The organism is Halobacillus hunanensis, from assembly GCF_900166655.1.
In the GTDB taxonomy this organism is placed as follows: Bacteria; Bacillota; Bacilli; order Bacillales; family Halobacillaceae; genus Halobacillus_A; species Halobacillus_A hunanensis.
Genome location: NZ_FVZB01000005.1, coordinates 574,875 through 589,677, shown reverse-complemented (window position 1 = coordinate 589,677; position 14,803 = coordinate 574,875). Strand labels below are relative to the sequence as shown.

The following is a 14,803-nucleotide window of genomic DNA, read 5'->3' as shown; positions in this document are numbered from 1 at the left end:
CTGTTTGTTTCTCTACCTTCATGGTGCCTCCAAATCGTTTACCCGCTTAGGAAGAGGTTATAACAGAGAAAGTTACGTAAAATTAAAAAGAGCTTTCCCAACTTATTGGGAAAGCCCTTTGATTTCATAATGATGATTACGTTTTTTACACCCAAGCAAAGCTAAAGGCAATCGTCACACTATTTTCCACTTGATCGTGTCGATATATATTGTTTCACTACTTCCAAAACGTAGCCTTGATTAGCCGCAGCTGTATTCGGGTTGTATTCCCCGCCATTCGTTTTATTATTAGAAAGGATTCGGATCGCCAGGAAAGGAACCTCATAAGCTTTCGCGATTTGGGCAGCTGAAGCACTTTCCATTTCCTCTACGGATGTTCCGTATTTCTCATGGAACCATTGAATCCGGTCCACTTCATTATTCCAAACGTCTGCAGAGCCGATCGTCCCCTCGACCACTTTCCCTTTCGTGTATTGGTCTTTCACAGCCTTAGCCGCTGCCAAAAGCTCCGGATTGCCTTCATAGTAACGGATATTCTCTGCATCAGGGTCTTCCCCTGCACTTCCTTCAGACGCCATTAAGTCCATCGGCTTCCATTCCTTCGGAGCGATTCCTTCCCCATCTTCTCGTTGACCTGTCTTCAATGAGCCAATGTTTACCGTTCTTTTTCCTAGCACTATATCAAACACATGTAAGGCCGGATCATGACCACCAGATGTTCCTTGATTGATGATAGCAATTGGGTTATACCTTTCAATGGCTACAGCAGTAGCGGCCGCTGTATTCTCCATTCCTTTGCCCGTTTTCGCAAGGATCACAGGATAATCATCGATTGTACCTTTATAAAATTCAAACGTCCCAGATGTTTCTTTTTCCACATTGTCCAGTTTCTCGCGGAGTTTCTCGATCTCGATTGGCATCGGTCCTTCAATTAAAATCGGCTGCTGCGTTTCCTCCTGCTGAGCAGCTGTAGATTGTGAAGAAGATGAGCAGCCTGCCAGGACCACTACTATAAAGGCAGCGATAAGTGCCCCTTTCACGTACTTATACAGCATGTTGTTGTTCATAAACGATTCCTCCTCTTGGTGTTTGATCTACTCGACGTTTTCGTCCCTGATAAAAAAGGTCTGGAAGGTAAATAACTTCTACCTTCCAGACCTTTGAGAGTCAAAGCATGTATAACTGAACATAGTGGCCATTACACCATAATGTTCAGCGGCAGCAAGACGGCGCTGCCAACTACTTTAACTCGTAGTCCAGTTCTTTCAATGGGAACGTGGTAGAGACGCTCAGACCTTATTACCGAGCATATACGAGTAATGATATTTAAGATGAATACGGTATTACTATAGCAAATACCGAAGCTGTAATCAACGAAAACATGAACATTTTTTATAAATTTACATTTAACATTCGTGTTTCGGGCTATTAGGTCTATTCCCACTATTATATCTGGCGAGGTATGTTATATCTTCATTTATCGCTATGAATGGTATAGTAGTGATGTATACATGAAGAATACATGAAGATCAACAATGGACATTGTTTAGAAAGAGTCCATATTCGATTTTTTGATTAAAGGAGTTTATGTTATGAAACAAGAGAAGACGAGCAGTCTTAAACCTTTTATATCCCTCATTCTTTCAACTAAAATTCCAAAACTGGCCTTGACGATGGGGTTGATCGGAAGCCTTCTAACGACAGTGGTGGGCCTCACTATCCCCCTTCTAACTCGGGAAATGGTCGATGGCTTTTCCGTAGATTCGTTAAGTATCACCCTTATTCTCCTCATTGGCGCCGTTTTCATAATTCAGGCGGTGATCGATGGGTTTTCTACATATGCCCTAGCTTATGTGGGGCAAACGATCGTGGCGAAATTAAGGGAGAAGATGTGGTTTAAGCTGATTCGCTTGCCAGTGGGTTATTTTGATAGAAAAACAAGCGGTGAATCGGTCAGCCGAGTTGTGAATGACACAGGGATTGTGAAAGACTTAATTTCTCAGCACTTCCCGCAGTTTATTACAGGCATCATTACAATTATCGGTGCCATTACTATTCTCCTTGTTATGGACTGGAAAATGACCTTAATTATGCTGATTTCGGTTCCGGTTACAACGCTGATTATGATCCCGCTTGGCCGCAAGATGGCGAAAATATCCCGCGGCCTGCAAGATGAAACAGCCAGTTTTACAAGCAGCATTCAGCAAACTCTTAGTGAAATTCGGTTAATGAAGGCCTCTAATGCGGAAAAATTCGATGAAACAAAAGGAATAACTGGCATCAACACACTGCTTTCCTTTGGGTTAAAAGAGGGAAAAATATTTGCCTTGATCGGCCCTCTCATGTACCTCGTGATCATGGCTGTAATGGTTGTAATCATCGGTTACGGCGGCATTCGAGTGGCCGACGGAACGATGACAACCGGATCTTTGGTAGCCTTCCTGCTCTACCTGTTTCAGATCATTTTTCCCATCACGTCGTTCACAATGTTCTTCACTCAGCTGCAAAAAGCGACAGGCGCTACTGAAAGAATCATTGAGATTCTGGAGGAGGATGTGGAAGTCGGCCAAACGGGTAAATCAATCGACATCACTAACCTTCCCATTCATGTTAAGGACCTCTCCTTTTCCTATAACGACAGAGATCAAATATTAGAAGACATCTCTTTCAATGTACAGCCAGGCATGATGGTGGCCTTCGCCGGACCAAGCGGTGGCGGCAAAACGACGCTCTTCGGTTTACTGGAACGTTTTTACGAACCAACATCAGGCGATATCACAATCGGCACTACCCCCATTAAGGAACTATCAATGAATTCATGGAGGAGACAGATCGGTTATGTTTCCCAGGACAGCCCTATGATGGCAGGGACGATACGTGAAAACCTCTGTTACGGATTAGAAAATCCTGATGCTATTTCCGATGAGAAATTGTGGGAAGTGGCTCGGATGGCGTTTGCTGAACAATTTATTAATGAATTTCCGGAAAAGCTGAATACCGAAGTTGGCGAACGAGGGATCATGCTCTCAGGCGGCCAGCGACAACGAATAGCCATCGCCCGCGCTTTTCTTAGAAATCCGAAAATCCTGATGATGGATGAAGCAACGGCCAGCCTCGACAGTCAGTCAGAAAGAATGGTCCAACACGCTTTAACACGACTCATGGAAGGACGAACAACTTTCATTATTGCTCACCGCTTATCAACGATTGTTAACGCTGATCAAATCGTTTTTATCGAAAAAGGAAAAGTTACGGGGATCGGGACCCATCATGAACTGGTTCAATCTCATAACTTGTACCGTGAGTTCGCCGAGCAGCAATTAAGATAAAGACATTGAAGCTTGATCCGCCTCCGTGCTATTCGCTAAGTATGGGTGCGGCTCTTCTTTGTATCGAGGAGCGATTTCTCTCTATTGAGGAGCATCTTCTTGTATCGCCGAGCGATTCCCCTGCTTTGATGAGCGTTCCCCTGTATCGGCGAGCGATCCCTCTGCTTTGATGAGCGACCCACTGTATCGCCAAGCGATTCCTCTGCTTTGATGAGCGTTCCCCTGTATCGGCGAGCGATCTCACCTTACCGGAACCCACTCAACACACATTTATTTCCCAATAAAAAAAGAGCTTCTACCCCCTTGAACTACGGGAGCTCCTTCACTCGATTTTTCTAACAGGACAAAATAGCGCGCGCTGGGAGGGCGCATAATGAAAAAGAGGTTTTTCACTCAAAACACTCTTGGGCAGAAAGGAGAACAAGTTATAAAACTCCTCCACAGCTGCCTCTGCGTTGTGTACCTTCCACCGCCGATGATGAATGCCACCTCTGAAAAGCGACTCATTTTTCACGGTCCATAAATAGTATCTTTCCAACAGCCAAAACGACAAACTTTTATTTCCCGGGTAATAAGACGTCGAATTGGGTCGATAGCTCCCTTTAAAAGCAACATTAGACTCACCTTTACGGACACTTTGAATGTGAAAGTTTCCTTCCCTTTCTTCGTTCAGTGTCATGTTAGCACAATAGGAGGGGAGTGTGGTTAACCTGGCCCCTAATACAGCAAGAATTTTATCAGCATCGAGACTAAAAAAAATAAATACCGGAAAGCCCGTTATGCTTTACATAAGTTCGCACATTTAGTTCTAAGTAAGATTTCAAAAAGGGGATGGGCGGCACTTATTTACCTTATTTTAACTTTTTTATAAATAATATGTAATTTTAATTCTGTAAAAAAGACCGGCTCCTACGTGAAACCGGTCGTCTTAATGATCAATTCAATCGCATGGAACGTTCCGGGTAAATAAGAAAGAGGCTGTACTCCCGGCCCTCTTTCATTAAAAGCTTTTCCTTAGCTCTTTCACTTCAGCTTTTAACTCTTCCGTGTCATAGCGATCGCCAATATTCCTTTTCATCAGAAGGGCCAAAATAGTCAAGAGGATTATAATCCCGGCCAGGACAAGCAAATTTACAGGTTTAAAGGCCAGGAGTCCTGAGCCGAATACTCCTAACATAATAGAACTAGGCAACATCCCTACTGCTGTCGCTATTAGATGTTTAGATCCCTTTATGCGTGTTTTTGCACAAATGTAAGTCAGCAAGTCAAAGTTAATAGCGGGCAGGAGGCGAAGCATCAATACCGCTTTAAATTGCTGTTTCTCTACATCTTCCTTTAACCGCCTCAAGTTCTCCCTGCCTTGCCCTTCAATATCAATTTCCGTGGCGAACCGCCTTAACACATAAAAAGAGGCCAAAGCACCCAGGGTAGTTCCCACAAGGATATACACCGTTCCCCAAACAGGACCGAACGTTACCCCGCATGTGACAGCAATAATGGATAACGGAATCAAAGTGAACGGACGAATGAGAAAAAGCAGCATGAATACAAAGGGCCCCCACCCCCCTAGCTCGTCTGCCCAGCTTTTAACATCTTTTGGTTGGATATGAAAATAAAATTTATTTATAAGCAATAAGAAGCCAGCTATCCCTAGAAGAATCGCGATTTTGATTAGAAAGCTTTTAAATTTACTACTGTTCAATGTGAATACCTTCTATCCGCAAATTTTTTCGGTTCCATTTCAATTATACAGAAAAAGACACCCTCTTTGGTGTCTTGAAACCATCTGATTCTATATCATATGTTTCATTTCATTCTTCGTCAAAAGTATTTCACTCCGCTGCAGCATTTACCGCAGTGTCTTTTTACGGTATTCTAGTTCATGCATTGCCCTTCCTTATCAATTTTACATAAAAGGAATATCTTTTGCGGATCTATTATTATTTGGGAAGACAAGGAGGATCAGCATGTCTCATATCTCGCTTACTTTACTGCTCACTCTTATAGTAGGAAGCGCTGCCGTTTTGACGACTCCACTTTCGTGCAAAAGAGTTGCAATCATGGCTGTATTATCTGTCTCACTCATTGGATGCACACCAACATCGGAGGAGCCCTCAAGCGATGCGAAGGCTCAACAAGCTGTCCAAACCAGTGATGAGGAAAAAGAAAAACAAACTCCTACCCCTGAAGAAAACAACAATAATCAGTCTACTCAAACGAACGCTACCGTTACCCGGGTGGTAGACGGAGATACACTTGAAGTCTCTATGAATGGAAAAACCGAAGATGTCCGACTACTGTTGATCGACACGCCTGAAACCGTTCATCCTTCAAAGCCTGTCCAACCGTTCGGACCCGAGGCCTCCCAGTTTGTAAAAGAAAAACTTACCGGAGAAAAGGTTAGAATCGAAGTCGGTAAAGAAGAACGTGATCATTACGGCCGGCTGCTCGCCTACGTATTTATCAACGGGGAAACGATTCAGGAGAAGCTTTTGCGGAAAGGGCTCGCACGAACAGCTTATCTGTACAATGACCTTACGATGCTCGACGAGTTTCACGAAGCCCAGAAGCCGGCAAGAACGGCGGGGATCGGAGTATGGTCAATCCCTGGATACGCGCATGTTGATCATAATCACGGATATCACTATGAAGAATCAACAGAAAAAGCAGAACCGAACCCAGAATTGAACTACGATCCTAATGGTCCTGACCGTGATTGTGGTGATTTTACGAGCCGGCAGCAAGCACAGAATTTTTTCGAAGCTGCCGGAGGGCCCGATGCTGATCCCCACCGTTTGGACGGTGAAGGAGACGGTCTGGTTTGTGAAGGACTATAGCCTGCTTAAAAACATTCGAAAAGGCCAGATCCTAAAGGAGCCATGCTTGGGAACTGGTCTTTTGCTTTTTAAAATGGAATGGGAGTGAGGTCTTTTTTAAGAAACAGAGGGTGGCGTGGGTGTTTGCCGTTTTTCGTTTTTTTAATACAGTGGAGATTGTATCCCTGTAACATCTGCAGAACCTTGACTTTCCGATTTCTAATCGACGTGAATTTTTCTCCCCACGCCAAAATAATCGTCTTCGATTTCCCAGCAGCTTCCAGAATGTATCGATCGTTCTCGACACCTACAGGGTCCCTATGGGTGAGTAGGATTTCTGGACTCTTAGAAACCAATGCAAACAAATTGACGATATACATACCTCCATAGCCCCAACTCTTCGTAAAATTAACACACCTGTTTAGTGTAGTATCACAGATATCTGAATCAGCGGTGCTAGGGTTGAGCATCACAAACATGATCCTGTCCTTGCTATCATCAAACACACATTCCAACACATACCTGTAATTCATGGTTCGATCGAAAATGGCCTTGACTTGTTCCTCTTCTCTCCAATAACGATAACCTGACTTCATAGGCAGCCCCCACCTTTATCATTGAATTTTGGTCTTCAATATCTCTGCTAATACTCAATGTATGCAAGGCAGCCCAAATTCATTTTCGACCAATCCCATTTTACTAATTCAGATAGATCATAAATGACAGCCACCAACCTGGTTTGCCCCTCGTGAAATATGTATAATGGATAATAGAAGCACGAGCAGGTCAAATAGAACGGGGATGGTTACGATCGATGTACTGTACTTTACATCAGAGGATGAAAGAGTCAAACACTTATCACAAATCGATCCAAGATTACACCGTTTGATGAAAAAAATAAACTCGATTAAAATCCCATTAAAGCAAGATTATTACCAATCCATTGTGAAACAAATCGTTGGTCAGCAGCTATCCCTAAAAGCAGCCCACACGATCAACACACAACTCGAATACGTCTGGCCAAATCTGCAGCCGGAGTTATTAGACAGCCTTAATGACGATCAAATACGAAGTTCTGGGGTTTCCAGGCCGAAGATACGCTATATCAGGGAGTTAACTCAAAAACATTTAACGAAGGAAGTAGACTTCTCCCATATTCACACCCTCGAAGATGCGGAAGTGGTGTCGATTCTCACCAATATAAAAGGAATTGGTAAATGGACAGCCGAAATGTTTCTCATTTTTACACTGGGACGATTGAATGTTCTATCGTATGGAGATGTCAGCATTCAGAATTCGATCAGATGGCTGTATGAGTTAGATAAGGATGAGTCCTTGAATTTAGATTATTTTTACGAAAAATGGACGCCCTATAACTCCATCGTTTCCCTTTATTTGTGGGAAGCAATTAATTCGGGGATGGTTAAAAGTCCTCCGCCTAAACCATAGTTGAATACAATTGAGGCTTTGAAACTACATGTTTAATTACTTTGCAAAATAAGGTATACTAAGTGTAGAGAATCATACAATAAAAAAGACTGAACGGTGCTACCAACACCATTCAGCCTAAGTGTAATAGCCCTTCAAGGGGGCGGCTCACATTGGAGTGTTAAAATAATCACCCTAAATGCTTGCTAGGCGCTAGGGTGGTTATTTTTTGTTTGACAATATTGCAACAACTAACGTCGCAAACGAGATCATAAGAAACAAAGTCTCAAATACTGTCATCAGGCATCACCCCCTTTCTAAAAAGGGAAGTGAGCCACCACCCATGAATTAGCCTTATTACACTGTCCTCTGATTATATCAAAATTTTCAGTACAATTGGACATCTCCAATTGATTCTTGAGACAAACCATCAATAATTCAGCGGTACATCATCCCTCCATTCATGAAAACCATTTTCAAAACTTAGAAAAGGTGACTTCAACACTGCATGGAAGTCACCTTTTCTCTATTCCACAACCTATTCAAAGTATTGAATACCGTCTCAGCATTCTCTTAAGCTTCTCTGGCAAGGGAGATTTTTTTACCGTACCATCTCCACAAAATGAGCAAGAATTTTTCCAGTCAGCCCCCAAATTACCTTATCTTCATAAAGATAGAAATACTCATCGATTTGCCTTGTACGCCAATCGTAGTCCTCTCCCCCGACAATGAGGTCAAACGGAAAATCTTCCCCCGGTTTCGCTTCAAAGTCCACCTTGTGAATTTGCGGCTCGTTCTCCATGAAAAAAGAAAGAGGAACTGTGAAGTAGTCTTCCACTTCTGCCAGATTCAACTCAATCGATTCAAGATTATCAATACATCCGGCATAAGGATAGACAATCATCCCAAACGGAGAAACCATATAGTCTAATGGGAAAATATCAGATATATCCGCTTCATCAATTCCCAATTCTTCTCTCGTCTCCCTTAGGGCAGCCGCTTCCTCTGAGGTATCCTGCCGGTCAATTTTTCCTCCAGGAAAACAAATATCACCTGGCTGTCTGCGTAACTGCCTGGAACGAACTTCAAACAGGACATGCGTTTCGTTATCTTTTTGAATCAAGGGCAGTAAGATAGAAAACTTGGCAAAATTCTGACTGCCAAGTATAGCAGGAGTATGTTGCTGCACTCTGTTTAGGATTGTTTTTGCATCCATATTTTCACCTCAAACTTATTTCTTTTATTATAATAACAGGTTCTCATAGAAAACTCGTCCAAATTGATTCGTCCTGTCTGCTAATTTAGCGATCTCCCTATTAATCAGCGTATGTGATTTGCTTTTGAAACATGTGCACAACAGGTACTGCAAAAAGTGGCTTTTTTAAATAAAACAAGTAAGATTCTAGTTTAATAGTCAACACATGTAAGATAGAATAGTAGTGTGAAATTTCATATTATTCGTGAAAATAAATCCGATGAAAGGGAGGAGTTTTGCATGAAAGAACAAGAAATTGCACAAGTACAAGCAGAATCAGTGAAAAGAGTTCATGAAACAATTGATGAGTTATGGAACGAGGCACAGCTCTTTTTAAAAACCCTCGGCTCCTTTAAGAGCACGTTAGGGAACGAGCAAGAGATTCAATCATTTATCCTGAAGCATTTAGAGGAAATGAACTTGGAAACGACCTCTATTGAACCAGACCCTGAGAAACTATCTTCCTATAAAAATTATGGTCGTCCAGAGTGGCCATATGATGGACGGCCTGCTGTGGTTGGAGAATGGAAAACGGATCAGCCTAAAACCGGTAAAAGCCTAATCCTTCAGGGCCACATTGATGTCGTCAGTGCTGAACCTAAACATCTATGGGAGCATGACCCTTATTCCCCGGTAACGGTTGATGACCGCATGTATGGTCGTGGAGTGCTGGACATGAAAGGCGGTGTGGCTTCGATGATCTATGCTGTCAAAGCGCTTCAGCAGGCTGGAATTCAACTGGGAGCAGACCTTCAAATTCAAACGGTCATTGAAGAAGAATGCACAGGTAATGGCGCTTTAGCATTGCTGGACGCGGGATTCACGGCTGATGGTGCACTCATTCCCGAACCGACAGCGCAACGTGCCATTAAAGGACAAGTAGGCGTGCTATGGGTGAGAATCACCGTTCAAGGAGCAGGCGCCCACGTAGAGCGAGCTGAGAAAGCTCATAACGCCATTAACAAAGCTGCTTATTTAATCCAGTCGCTTGACGAATACAGGGAGTATATTAATGCTCGGCCTAAACATCATGATTTCGCCGATCACCCCCACCCGTTAAACGTAAATACCGGCGTCATCCAAGGGGGAGACTGGGCTTCAAATGTCCCTTCTGAATGTACCTTCGAAGCTAGGGTTGGTTTCTACCCCGACCAGAATCCGGCTGATATTCAGGCGGAAGTCAAAGAGTGGATCATGACAGCTGCTGAAAAGGATGACTGGATGCGGGAAACCCCTCCAGACGTATCTTTTTACGGATTTAGTGCACCAGGGTCTTCCACCTCCACGGACAACGACCTATTCCATAGACTTGCGGCAAGTCATACATTCACGACCAATCAAGAGTTAGAATCTATTGCCTTTACCGCTACCACCGATATTCGTGCCTTTGAAGAGTTCGGAATTCCGGTAACTTGTTATGGACCATCCGGCGCTAACATGCATGGACCGAATGAATATGTTGATTTAGCCAGCCTTAAAACGACGACTAAAACGATTGCGGCGTTTATTTTGCAATGGTGTAATGAAAAAGAGAGCTGAACCAAAAGATAAGAGCCCTGTTCTACTGATGTAGCCTGGGGCTCTTTCTTAGAATATGTCTTAACCTACCAAAGGGGTTCTTCTTCATTCGATAGTTCGATCATAAATGGGTAAAAACCTATCAGTAAGATTAGCATTCCAGCTAGGATAAGAAATGAAGCAACCGCAGAAAAGTCCAAATAAACGGAGAGCATAATAATTGGTGCAGTAAGGAATGGGATGAGACTACTCCTTTTTCTTACTTTAGACGTTATGTATTGCTTTTCCTTACAGTATGGACATTCCATAGACATTCTGAATGAAAGTGACCTCTTGAATGTTTGTCCCCAGCTCCAGTGACGACCACAATTTTGACAATTCGGCATGATCATTCTCCCCTCTTTCAGCTACATTTCTGAATGATTGTTCCCTAACTCGGCAGGAGTGTTCCTTAACGACTAGTGATTCTTCCCTAACTCCGCCGAATTCTTCCCTAAGCCTGTTTATAGTAGCCCTTTTCCGAACAGTTAATCTCTCATTACTCATTATACGATTGTCAGCCGATTACGTTTCAACTTCTTCTCCATTGCTAACAAAAAGACCTCGGCTATAGAATCATAACCGAGAACTTTTTGTTGTATTAGTATGAGGACTGCGCCTTCATGTATAGGCAATTATTCTAAGAACGTTTGAAATCGTTTCCCAAGCTGTGTAATTTCTAACTAATTTATCTTTTGTTAAAATCATGGTATAATACGATTAGAAATAGGATACACATAAGAAAAGGGACCACAGCTTGCGACTGTGCCCCCATGTAGATAGTGTCCAATAGGGATCAGCTAAGAAAAAATAGACTCACCCCGTTTCTGCCAAGAATAGGGAGTCTATTTTTTTTGGTGTATAATCGCTACAACAACAGCAATTATGCTCACAATTAGAGAACTAAAAGTGATCATTACCGTCAAAGCTTCAAATACACTCATGGCGTCACCCCCTTTTTCCTCTGACATGGGGCTAGCCGACACCCTATTCAATTTTGAACAACTACCTATCTATAAATATACCATATAACAGAGTTGCGTTATTAAAGAAACTGAAGTTAAGCAGTTAAGTACTATTAACACCGTATAAAAGCTTTTGTGGCGTTTCAACTTCTTCTCCATTGCCAATAAAACAATAAGATCCCGGCTATGAAGGCATAACCGGGACCTTTTAGTTGGAAAATTTCCTATTCACCTTCTATATACGCATATTTGTACGTATAATCCGGACTCATTGGATTCGCTGTAACATTTTTTACATAAGGTTTTTTAAGCTGAGCCATAGCACGTTGGTATAGAGGTACAAGGACGGCGTCTTCCTGAATAAGCATTTTCTCAGCCTCAAGGAAGGTTTCAAAGCGTTTCACAGGCTTCTGAGCCAGTTCTGTTCCTGCTTTTTCTATTAACGCATCATATTCTTCACTAGCATAGCCTGTTTTGTTGCTTCCACCGCCAGTCATCCATATATTTAAGAAAGTGTTCGGATCCATGTAATCCGGTGCCCACCCGGTACTTTGGATGTCATAATCCATCGTTTTGTCACGCTCTAGTTTTACTTGAAAAGGAAGGCTTTCTACGTTAATCGTTAACCCTTCAAGTTGTTCGAGTTGATTCTTAATATAAGCGTCGAGCTTTTGGGATACTTCTGTGTCTCCACCAATATAACCCAGTTCTACTTGTTCAACACCTAATTCCTCTTTGGCTTTAGTCCACAGCTCTTGTGCTTTTTCTAAATTTGATTCTACTAGAGGGCCGTTTATTTCACGGAAATCTTCACCTGTTTCCGGATGCTTGGCAAAGTTTGCCGGGACTACTCCGCCCGCTGGAATCGATCCATTATTCAAAATAACTTCCACCATACTTTTACGGTCAATAGCGAGCTGCAGAGCTTTTCGTGCATGGACGTTAGAGAGAACTTCATGCTCTTGATTTAATTTCAGGTAAAAGACAGTCGGCTCTTCGATGATACGAAATTCTTCTGAAGTACGATACTCATCAACGAATTCCGAGGTTAAATTCACCCTGTCTACTTCGCCTGTTTCATATAAATTAACTGCTGATGCTGTTTCTTTAACAATGCTAACGTTGATTTTTTGCAATTTAACTTGATCAGCATCCCAGTAATCTTCATTCTTCTTGAGTACAAATTTCTGTCCATGCTTCCATTCAGTAAGCTTAAATGGTCCGTTAGAAAGGACTGTGTCCGCTTCAAGACCATGATCATCTCCATGTTTTTCAACAAACTCCTGGTTTAAAGGAAGAAACGTCCCAAATGTAGTCATTGATTCAAAATACGGTGTCGGTTTTTCTAGCGTTACCTCCAAGGTAAAATCATCTAAAGCCTTAACCCCTAGTTCTTCCACTGGCATCTCGCCTTTAGAGATCTCAGCAGCATTCTTGATCACGCCGCCCATCATGTAAGGGCCATACTCAGATCCCGTATCTGGATTAACCGCCCGCTGCCATGCAAACACGAAATCATGCGCAGTAACGGGATCTCCATTGGACCATGTTGCATTCTCACGCAATGTGAACGTCCAAGTCAGGCCATCTTCACTCACAGTGTGTTCTGTAGCAATTCCCGGCTCTGGTTCGGCACCTTTCCCTAGCCGATACAATCCATCTATTGTCGTCGCCAGCCACTGCATAGTTACAGCATCAGCGGCCAATGATGAATCCATCGTCGGTATTTCCGCACTTTCTATAATGTTTAGAACTTGTTCACTTTCACCAGACCCTTCGGTACCTTCGCCATCGCCGCTGCCTGAACTCGTCTCTTCTTCACCACTACTGCATGCTCCCAGAATCATGGTCAGCATTACTAACATCGCTAACCACAACCACCTTGTTTTTATCATGAAAAAAACCCCCAAAAATATTTATCTACCAACAGTAATTATACTAATTTTCTAACTATTTTGATAGCCCTATGAGCACGGTCAGATAATAAGTCGTTAAATTCAAAAAGCGGGACATTCGCAAGACTGGTTCTTAAGGCAGATGTTTTGCCCACCCGAAAACCATGGTAAGATGAGAGTAATCAGGTAGTGAAGGAGCCACAGGTATGAGCCATTCATCAAGTCAATTAACCGGATTTTCAGATGGACCGGAGTCACCAGACGGCCTGGCCGATCGAATCGCAGAGATTCTTGGCTGTCCTGTCACCATTGAGGACCCTAACCATCGAATCGTTTCTTATAGTAAGCATGAACATAATGTGGATGAAGCGAGAACGGCTACCATCATGAGGCGCAAGGTTCCAGAACGTGTCATTAATGGATTGTGGAAGCATGGGGTTATGTCGCAATTATTCGCAAGCGGAGAACCGATTGTAGTTGACCCGATAGATGAAATTGGTCTCGGGAACCGGATTGCTGTGTCTGTTCGAAAAAATAAAGATGTGCTCGGGTTTATTTGGGCCCAGGCGAATGAGGTGACGATTACCGACCACCACTTACAGTTGATCAAGGACGCTGCTAAGCTAGTCAGTCGCCACCTGCTTCATCATCAAGTTAAAAAAAGAAAGTCCGAAGAAAATCAGAGGGAATTTTTCTGGCAGCTTTTGACTGGCACTCTTCGCTACAAGCCGGAAATTATTCGTCATGCCAAACGATTTGGAACTAGAGTATCAGGGCAGCTTTGTGTGGCTGTATTTGAATTCGATGAGAATATGACTCAGTCAGTCGAACGTCACGCGTATTACTTAACGGAAACCCTTCAACAAACCCGAATCGTCAGCCGAATTTTTGACGAAAATCAGTTGATCTTATTAGTACGATCTGACGAAACGGAAGACGCTGCCCGTATCTGTGATACCTTTATTCATGATTTTACACAGAAGATGAAGGAACGCTTACAATTTGAAGACGTGAAAGGATCATTTGGGATCATTTACGATTCGCCGGAACACGTTAGTGACAGCTACAAGCAAGCTCTGAAAGTTCTCGAGCTGAAAGAACAATTCCCTCGGGCCCTGCAGCACGTTTCCAGTTATCAGGAGCTTGGGATTTATCAATTTATAAATGAGTTAGCCTCCCTCCGCAGCCGCGAGCAGTATCGTAATGCTTTTCTTGAAAAACTATTTGACTATGATCGCAAGCACAAGTCGGAACTTGTCGGAACGCTGAAAGTTTTTCTAGACTGTAACAGCAATGTGCATAAGGCTGCCGAAGACATGCACATTCATACCAATACATTGAATTATCGACTGAAAAGGATCAAAGAAATCGGCGCGATTGATTTAAAAGATCCTAATCAGAAAACCACCTTATATTTAGATTTACTTATTCACGAAATGGAAAGAGATGATTTGTGATTTTACACAAACCATCTCTTTTATTTTGTGTAATCTTCCTAAATCAAAAAACGAAAACGCGAGATATACTAGCTGTAACATGTACTATGAAAGGCGGGGAA

Annotated in this window: 15 protein-coding genes and 1 riboswitch; of the genes, 5 read left to right on the top strand and 10 right to left on the bottom strand. The window is 42.7% G+C overall.

Going from position 1 to position 14,803, the window contains the following annotated elements; all coding sequences use genetic code 11:
* Nucleotides 1-179 precede the first annotated feature (179 nt).
* Complete coding sequence (locus B5354_RS03900; protein WP_139377052.1) at nucleotides 180-1,067, bottom strand: 5'-methylthioadenosine/S-adenosylhomocysteine nucleosidase; 888 nt, start codon at nucleotides 1,065-1,067, stop codon at nucleotides 180-182.
* A gap of 165 nt (nucleotides 1,068-1,232) precedes the next feature.
* Nucleotides 1,233-1,336: riboswitch (purine riboswitch) on the bottom strand.
* 256 nt (nucleotides 1,337-1,592) lie between these two features.
* Between B5354_RS03900 and B5354_RS03895 the strand changes: the two genes are divergently transcribed.
* The gene (locus B5354_RS03895) at nucleotides 1,593-3,329 is read left to right on the top strand and encodes an ABC transporter ATP-binding protein (RefSeq protein ID WP_079526091.1); all 1,737 of its coding nucleotides are present in this window, start codon (nucleotides 1,593-1,595) and stop codon (nucleotides 3,327-3,329) included.
* Nucleotides 3,330-3,651: 322 nt separating this feature from the next.
* Here the strand turns inward: B5354_RS03895 and B5354_RS21050 are convergent, their stop codons facing one another.
* From B5354_RS21050 to B5354_RS03885, 3 genes are all read right to left on the bottom strand, one after another.
* Nucleotides 3,652-4,089: a DUF2071 domain-containing protein gene (locus B5354_RS21050; RefSeq protein WP_425432091.1), complete on the bottom strand. Its 438-nt coding sequence runs from the start codon at nucleotides 4,087-4,089 to the stop codon at nucleotides 3,652-3,654.
* A complete protein-coding gene (locus B5354_RS20850; protein ID WP_281252721.1) occupies nucleotides 4,079-4,171 on the bottom strand; it encodes a DUF2071 domain-containing protein in 93 nt (30 codons plus the stop codon). The genes B5354_RS21050 and B5354_RS20850 overlap by 11 nt, the downstream gene beginning before the upstream one ends.
* 158 nt (nucleotides 4,172-4,329) lie before the next feature.
* Nucleotides 4,330-5,031, bottom strand: a complete 702-nt coding sequence (locus B5354_RS03885; RefSeq protein ID WP_079526088.1) for a TVP38/TMEM64 family protein — start codon at nucleotides 5,029-5,031, stop codon at nucleotides 4,330-4,332.
* A 265-nt stretch (nucleotides 5,032-5,296) separates the two neighbouring features.
* Between B5354_RS03885 and B5354_RS03880 the strand changes: the two genes are divergently transcribed.
* Entirely contained in the window at nucleotides 5,297-6,166 is an 870-nt protein-coding gene (locus B5354_RS03880; RefSeq protein ID WP_079526086.1) for a thermonuclease family protein, read from the top strand.
* 68 nt (nucleotides 6,167-6,234) lie between these two features.
* On the opposite strand, the gene B5354_RS03875 is transcribed toward B5354_RS03880, so the two are convergent.
* Complete coding sequence (locus B5354_RS03875) at nucleotides 6,235-6,741, bottom strand: DUF1643 domain-containing protein (RefSeq protein WP_079526084.1); 507 nt, start codon at nucleotides 6,739-6,741, stop codon at nucleotides 6,235-6,237.
* 166 nt (nucleotides 6,742-6,907) lie between these two features.
* Between B5354_RS03875 and B5354_RS03870 the strand changes: the two genes are divergently transcribed.
* The gene (locus B5354_RS03870) at nucleotides 6,908-7,594 is read left to right on the top strand and encodes a DNA-3-methyladenine glycosylase family protein (protein ID WP_079526082.1); all 687 of its coding nucleotides are present in this window, start codon (nucleotides 6,908-6,910) and stop codon (nucleotides 7,592-7,594) included.
* A gap of 201 nt (nucleotides 7,595-7,795) precedes the next feature.
* On the opposite strand, the gene B5354_RS21045 is transcribed toward B5354_RS03870, so the two are convergent.
* Nucleotides 7,796-7,873 (bottom strand): putative holin-like toxin, encoded by a 78-nt coding sequence (locus tag B5354_RS21045; RefSeq protein ID WP_425432090.1) that lies wholly within the window; start codon nucleotides 7,871-7,873, stop codon nucleotides 7,796-7,798.
* A gap of 301 nt (nucleotides 7,874-8,174) precedes the next feature.
* Entirely contained in the window at nucleotides 8,175-8,789 is a 615-nt protein-coding gene (locus B5354_RS03865) for an NUDIX hydrolase (protein WP_079526080.1), read from the bottom strand.
* A 279-nt stretch (nucleotides 8,790-9,068) separates the two neighbouring features.
* Between B5354_RS03865 and B5354_RS03860 the strand changes: the two genes are divergently transcribed.
* Nucleotides 9,069-10,367, top strand: a complete 1,299-nt coding sequence (locus B5354_RS03860) for an ArgE/DapE family deacylase (protein WP_079526079.1) — start codon at nucleotides 9,069-9,071, stop codon at nucleotides 10,365-10,367.
* Between the two features lie 65 nt (nucleotides 10,368-10,432).
* Here B5354_RS03860 and B5354_RS03855 read toward each other — a convergent pair whose 3' ends face one another.
* The 3 genes from B5354_RS03855 to B5354_RS03850 form a co-directional block, all read right to left on the bottom strand.
* Nucleotides 10,433-10,732, bottom strand: coding sequence for a TIGR04104 family putative zinc finger protein (locus tag B5354_RS03855; RefSeq protein WP_079526077.1), 300 nt, complete (start codon nucleotides 10,730-10,732; stop codon nucleotides 10,433-10,435).
* Nucleotides 10,733-11,230: 498 nt separating this feature from the next.
* Nucleotides 11,231-11,329, bottom strand: coding sequence for a putative holin-like toxin (locus tag B5354_RS21040; protein WP_163528826.1), 99 nt, complete (start codon nucleotides 11,327-11,329; stop codon nucleotides 11,231-11,233).
* Nucleotides 11,330-11,574: 245 nt separating this feature from the next.
* Nucleotides 11,575-13,245, bottom strand: coding sequence for a peptide ABC transporter substrate-binding protein (locus B5354_RS03850; RefSeq protein ID WP_079526075.1), 1,671 nt, complete (start codon nucleotides 13,243-13,245; stop codon nucleotides 11,575-11,577).
* A 206-nt stretch (nucleotides 13,246-13,451) separates the two neighbouring features.
* On the opposite strand from B5354_RS03850, the gene B5354_RS03845 reads away from it, so the two are divergent.
* On the top strand, nucleotides 13,452-14,702 hold the full coding sequence (locus tag B5354_RS03845) for a PucR family transcriptional regulator (RefSeq protein WP_079526073.1): 1,251 nt from the start codon (nucleotides 13,452-13,454) through the stop codon (nucleotides 14,700-14,702).
* Nucleotides 14,703-14,803 lie beyond the last annotated feature (101 nt).

What these genes read in the sequence shown, in the direction of transcription:
- B5354_RS03900 (WP_139377052.1), bottom strand. Translation starts at nt 1,067, where the DNA reads ATGAACAACAACATGCTGTATAAGTACGTGAAAGGGGCACTTATCGCT.
- B5354_RS03895 (WP_079526091.1), top strand. Translation starts at nt 1,593, where the DNA reads ATGAAACAAGAGAAGACGAGCAGTCTTAAACCTTTTATATCCCTCATT.
- B5354_RS03880 (WP_079526086.1), top strand. Translation starts at nt 5,297, where the DNA reads ATGTCTCATATCTCGCTTACTTTACTGCTCACTCTTATAGTAGGAAGC.
- B5354_RS03875 (WP_079526084.1), bottom strand. Translation starts at nt 6,741, where the DNA reads ATGAAGTCAGGTTATCGTTATTGGAGAGAAGAGGAACAAGTCAAGGCC.
- B5354_RS03870 (WP_079526082.1), top strand. Translation starts at nt 6,908, where the DNA reads ATGGATAATAGAAGCACGAGCAGGTCAAATAGAACGGGGATGGTTACG.
- B5354_RS21045 (WP_425432090.1), bottom strand. Translation starts at nt 7,873, where the DNA reads ATGACAGTATTTGAGACTTTGTTTCTTATGATCTCGTTTGCGACGTTA.
- B5354_RS03865 (WP_079526080.1), bottom strand. Translation starts at nt 8,789, where the DNA reads ATGGATGCAAAAACAATCCTAAACAGAGTGCAGCAACATACTCCTGCT.
- B5354_RS03860 (WP_079526079.1), top strand. Translation starts at nt 9,069, where the DNA reads ATGAAAGAACAAGAAATTGCACAAGTACAAGCAGAATCAGTGAAAAGA.
- B5354_RS03855 (WP_079526077.1), bottom strand. Translation starts at nt 10,732, where the DNA reads ATGCCGAATTGTCAAAATTGTGGTCGTCACTGGAGCTGGGGACAAACA.
- B5354_RS21040 (WP_163528826.1), bottom strand. Translation starts at nt 11,329, where the DNA reads ATGAGTGTATTTGAAGCTTTGACGGTAATGATCACTTTTAGTTCTCTA.
- B5354_RS03850 (WP_079526075.1), bottom strand. Translation starts at nt 13,245, where the DNA reads ATGATAAAAACAAGGTGGTTGTGGTTAGCGATGTTAGTAATGCTGACC.
- B5354_RS03845 (WP_079526073.1), top strand. Translation starts at nt 13,452, where the DNA reads ATGAGCCATTCATCAAGTCAATTAACCGGATTTTCAGATGGACCGGAG.